The organism is Mycobacterium sp. TH-M82 (genome assembly GCF_057473605.1).
On record NZ_JBYCKY010000231.1, the window covers coordinates 1 to 5,571 of the forward strand.

Annotated in this window: 3 protein-coding genes; all 3 read right to left on the minus strand. The window is 68.9% G+C overall.

Translation table 11 applies throughout. The features are described 5' to 3' along the window. The coding region (locus tag AC2VON_RS06860) for a PPE domain-containing protein (RefSeq protein WP_486952267.1) at positions 1–1,411 on the minus strand (1,411 nt) is incomplete at its 3' end. Beyond that, positions 1,411–1,719, minus strand: a complete 309-nt coding sequence (locus tag AC2VON_RS06865) for a PE family protein (RefSeq protein ID WP_486952268.1) — start codon at positions 1,717–1,719, stop codon at positions 1,411–1,413. The genes AC2VON_RS06865 and AC2VON_RS06860, both read right to left, overlap by 1 nt. Positions 1,720–1,753: 34 nt before the next feature. Beyond that, a partial coding sequence (gene eccCa, locus AC2VON_RS06870; RefSeq protein ID WP_486952269.1) for a type VII secretion protein EccCa occupies positions 1,754–5,571 on the minus strand: 3,818 nt, incomplete at its 5' end.

A 5,571-nucleotide genomic window follows, 5' to 3' on the forward strand; every position in this document is an offset into this window, starting at 1 on the left:
ATTCCGACTCTGACTCGGACTCGTCATCCCCCCAGGTCTCCGGCAGCATCGGCATTCGCGGCCCGCCGCCGAATCCGTCATCGGCCAGCGTGGTCAATCCCGCCACCGTAACCCGCGGCTTGCGCGTCGTTCTGGCAAACCCCGACGCGCCCGCCCCCGCCTCCGATGCCCCCACCGGCGCCGCGGCGTCGGGGCCGGTGTCGAAGTCCAAATCCATGAACTCGTCGGCGAAGCCTTGCATCGTCGCCCGCCGGCGCCGCCGCGCCCGGGCCTGTTCTGGGGCCGACGCCCGCGCCACCGCCGCGGCGGCCGGCACCCGAGCGGCCGGGGCCGGAACTTTGGTGCGGTCGATCAGCGTCGGTCCGACCCCGGTGCCGGGATCGGCAGCGCCCACCAGGTAACCAAAGCCCACCACACCGGTCACCGGCGCCGGCGGCGCTGCGCCCACCCCGACCCCTGCTCCGGCGGGCGCCCCCGGCGCGCCGGGGGCGGCGATACCGGACGCGAAACCCGCCACCGCGGCGCCAGATTGCTCGGCACCGACCGGTGCCGTGACCGGCGCCGCAGCCGGGACGACGGCGGGTGCGACCGCGCCCAGCATCGCCAGATAACTGACGCCCAGGCTGATCGCGATCGGCACAGCGATCGCCGGAGCACTCAACATCAACCCCCAGAGCGTAAATCCGGTGGGGAACCAGAACGCCTCGTAGGCGATGAAGGCCAGCAGCGGGAGCCAGGCAGCCGGGTTCGCCATGATGGCGGTAATAACCCGGGACGGATTCCGGACCAGATGGACGAGTTGGTTCACCATCTGGGTGAGAAAATCCGACCCCGCCGGCGGTTGGCCGGCCGCCGGCAAGGCGTTATTCGTCTTGCACACGATCGGCGCCGGAGCGACGCGCGGCGCCGCCGCCAAAGCCGAGCCGGAGACGGCGTGGTAGGTGCCCATCGTGGTAGCCGCCTGGATCCACATCCGTACGTAGTCGGCTTCGTTCAGCGCGATCGGGATCGTATTGACGCCGAAGAAATTCGTGGCCACCAGCACCGCATGGGTCGTATGGTTGGCCGCCAGCTCGGCCAGTGTCGGCATGGCCGCCAACGCGGTGGTATACGCCGAGGCGGCGACCTCGTGCTGCGCGGCCACTCCGGCGCTGTTGACACTGGCCCGGGTCAACCACGCCAGGTAAGCCAGGTGTGCGGCCACATACTGCTCGGCGCTGGGACCCTGCCATGCCGAAGCTTGCACCTGCGCCAGCAGTGCGGTGAGTTCCTCTGCGACCATGGCGTATTCAGCGCTCAACGAGGTCCACGCCCCGGCGGCTTCCAGCAACGGACCCGGGCCCGGGCCGCCGGAAAGCAATGCCGAATGCACCTCCGGCGGGGAGGCGATCCAGACCGGGGCCATCCTCATCAGCCGCCCGCACTCAAATACGTCGCCGCCGCGGCGGCATCCCCGGTGGCGTAGCTGGCGCCGGACTCGCCCACGCCCACGCCTGCGCGGCCCAGCTCCTCGACACCCTGGGCAGCCACCGTGGCGTGTTCGCGGCCCTGGGCGGAGAAGCCCGCCGCGGTCTGCAACGACACCGGGTCGGCGGCCGGTGGCACGACCGCGGTGATCAGCGGCGCGGCAGCGGCATGGGCCGCCGCCAGCCGGGCCGTCAACGCCTCGACCGCCGCGCTGGCCGCCGCCAGACCCTCGGGGACCACTCGTAAGGTCATCACAGATCCTCCTTGTGCGCTCCGACACAGACATTCATCGCACGAGCCTCGAATCGACCAGCGGGTTGACCAGCTGGACATAGGTTGGACTGTCGCTGTCGCCCAACAGGATTGCCCGTCCGGCCGGCAGACGGCCGAACCGCTGTCCGCGAATCTTGCCGCTGTCAGCCGGGTTGCCGGACAGCATCAGCGTCGTCGCCTGCAGGTCGTTGAGGCGGCGCAGCAGTGGGTTGGTCATCAACGCGTGCGCCGACCCGGTCGCGCGGCCGGTGACGATCACCCGCAGTCGGAGATCGCCGGCCTGTGACAACAGGTGAATCAGGTTGGTCCACGGCCGTTGACCGGCATAGGGCCCGGTCAGCGCGGGCGTGTCCGGGACGGTGTCGACGTCGTCGACGATCAGGTAGTGCGTCTGGCCGTGATAGGTCCAGCCGGTCAGTTCCGAAGCCGACAGGCCGGCCGGCGGCTGTCGTGACGCGATCAGAGCCGACAGCCCCAGCATGGCCGGGACGATCCGGTCGACGTTGGCGGTGTATTCGTTGTCGGCGAACAGCGGCTCGTCGACCAGGTGCAGCCGCCGGTCAATCACGGTGAACGCCACCTGGTCAGCGGTGCTGTTGTCGCGCACCGTGCGGATGATGTGGCGCAGCAGGGTGGTTTTGCCGGACTTGGCATCGCCGAACACCATGAGCAGCGGATTGTCGGCGAAGTCCAGCTCGATCGGCGCCAGGTCTTCCTCTCGCTGCCCGATGACGATCCGCTCCGGACCCGGATACAGCGGGCCGAGGACATCCGGCGCCAGGCTGGTGGGCAGTAGCCGCACCGGTGGCGCGGTGACACCGGGGTAGCGGGCATTGATCTCGGCAATCCGGTCCAACTCCGGCGCGGCGAAAAGGAAGTGCTCGGCGGCCATCGTCAGGCCGCGGCCCGGCTGATTGGCCGGAACGGCCTCGGCCGGGCGGTGCAGCGCCCCGACCACCCGGACGTTGCTGTCCCGGGGGTCGTGCAGTTTGAGCTCCAGCCGCAGCCCCAGTCCGTCGCGCATCGCCAGCGGCACCTCCAGCCAGCTCGGTGTGGTGACGACCACGTGGATGCCGTACGCCAAGCCGACGTTGACCAGCTCGGTCACCTTAGTCAGCAGCGGGTTGCGAGTGTTGAACTGATCTGTGTTGTCGCGGCTGAATGCGTAGAGATTGTCGATGACCAAGAACACCTCGCCGGATCCGTCCTGGTATCCCTGGGCATCCCGGTCGTGACCGTCCCGGAAGGTCTCCCGGTGCTGCCGGTCGGCCAGCAACTGCTCGAGCTCGCCGAACGTGCGCCGGATCCGTTCCGGTTGCAGGCCCGAGGCGACACTGCCGACGTGGGCTAGGTCGGCCACCGCCCGCAGCTGGCCGCCGCCGTAGTCCAGGCAGTAGAACGTCACCTCGCGCGGCGAGTGCAGGCAAGCTGCCGAGCAGATAAACGTCTGCAGCGCAGTCGTTTTCCCGGATTTCGGGCCACCGTGGATCACCATGTTGCCGGCTGACGAACGAGCGTCGAACACCAGCGGGTCGCGGCGCATCTCGAATGGCCGGTCGATCTCGCCGAGCGGCCAGCGCAGCTGCCCTTCGCTGACCGCGGCACGCACCAGGACGGCGCTGAGCGCTATCGGCTCGTCCAGCGGCGGCAGCCACAGCTGCGGAGCACGCGGCCCGCAGCGGGCCAGCTGGTCACCGATGGTCGTGATGAGTTTGCGGGGCGGGCTGGCCGGCTCTTCCTCGGTATTGTCGACCGGCACCGCGTCCTGGTCGAAGGGCACGGCCCCGGCGGTGAACAGCCTGGGCTCTGGATCAGCGCGGGTCACAATGGCTCTCGACGCGCGGGGCGGGTCATAGATGCCGTCGACATAGGTGCTGCGGAACTTGATCGGCGCCGCGCCGGGTGCGGGCACCAAAAAGCCCTCGCCCTTGTGTTCCCTACCGGATTCAATGTGGTAGGCGTCCTCGACGCCGATGATCTGCCGAGACACGCTGGGGCTGGCCACCTTCAGCCCGATTCGGTAGGAGGTGTTCTTGTCGATGTCCTTGATCTTGCCCACGTCCAGCGTCTGGGACGCGAAGAGGATGTGAATGCGGAACGAACGGCCCTTGCGCGCGACGTAGTCGAACAACTCCGCGTATTCCGGATGATCAGCCAACATCAGGGTGAACTCGTCGGCCACCACGAACAGCGTCGGGATCGGCGGCAGGTCATAGGCCTCCGGACCGCGCTGTGCGCGAGCGTTCTCGTACTCGGTCACCGAGTTGAACGCGCTGCCCTGCAGCTGCCGGCCGGTCTCGCGTAGCAGCGACTCCCGGCGGGCCACCTCGCCGCGCAGCGTGTCGGCGAATCGGTCGGCCAACGACTTCTTCTCAGCCATGTTCGAGATGACCGCGACAACCTGGGGGAAGTTGCGGAAGATGTCGGCGCCGGCCTCGCCCTTGAAGTCGGCATAGATCACGATCAGCCGATCGGCGGGATGAGTGGTCAGCAGCGACAACAGGATCGCCATCAGGGTCTGCGACTTGCCGGCACCGGTCATCCCGATCATCAGCCCGTGCGGGCCCATTCCGCCCTCGGCTTCGTCCTTGAGGTCGAAGATCAGCGGCTCTCCGGTGGCGGTGACTCCGATCGGGACCCGCAGCTCCTCCTCCCGGCTCCGCGGCGCCCACAGTGTCGGGACGTCGAGGGAAGCCGCGTCCGGAATGCCCAGCAGGGTTGTGAAAGTGCCGCCCCGGGTGGCCGGCGACCGCAGCCCGGCATGAGTGGGGTTGGAGTCCCAGCGTGACAGTCGGCGGGCCAGATGGGCTGCCTCGTTCGCGGCGAGCTGGTCGGCGTGCGCGACATAGCACTGCCAGCCGCCGGTCTGCCAACGGTCTATCTGCGGGTGGTCGCCGCCGCCGATGCGCAGGATCGACCGTTCCGGGTCCGAATACTGCTCGCGGTGCGGAGCGGTGGCACCGTGGTACACGACGGTGACCCCCGCCCGGGGAACCGCCAGCGGCGATGCCGCCAAGTCGTTGAGATCCCAATCGGGGTCGTCGATGACGATCAGCAGGTGCCGCAACGTATCGGCGGGACCGCCGGTGAACGCCGGTCGGTCGGCGAGTACCGGATCCAGCAGCACCGCCAGCTCGCCGGGGTCGGTCGCAAGGTAGCGGGCGGGACCGAGGCCGTCAATCCGACCGGGAATGTCGGTGTGCGGTAACCACTTCAGCCAGGACCATGCCGGGCCTTCCAGGTCGGGCGTGGCCAGTGCCACCCCGAGGATCGTCGGGTCATGCCAGGTGACCACCTGGGCGATCCAGGCGCGTAGCACCGCGCGCACCCGGTCGCTTCCGGACTCGACTTGCGAGTCCGTGTCCGCGAGCACGGTGATCCTCGATACCCTGGTCAGATCCAGCCCGACCGGCATGTCGGGCACCGTGCGCTGAGTGTCGAGCAAGCTTCGCAACGCGCTGTGCGACACGGGTTCCAGGTCGATTTCGTCGGCGGTGTCGGTGACCCGCACCGCATTGGCAAGAGGCACCGAATGCCGCCCGATGCGCACCACCAGGAAGTCGTCGTCATGCGGGTCGCGTTCCCACTGGCGCCGTGATCCGGGCACAGCCGCCAGGTCACTCGGATCGGGGTGCGACCATAGCGCGGCAGCCCGCTGCGCGGCGGCGCTGGCCCGGATGTTGTCCCGCACCACCGACAGATAACGCAGGTAGTCGGCCCGTTCGGCGTCCACCTCCACGGTGCGGGCCAACTTGTCCCCGCCGCCGCGGTAGATGCCGGCCGCCGCCACCAGCAGAGCGAACGGGAAGAACAGCATCACCGGGGAGATCA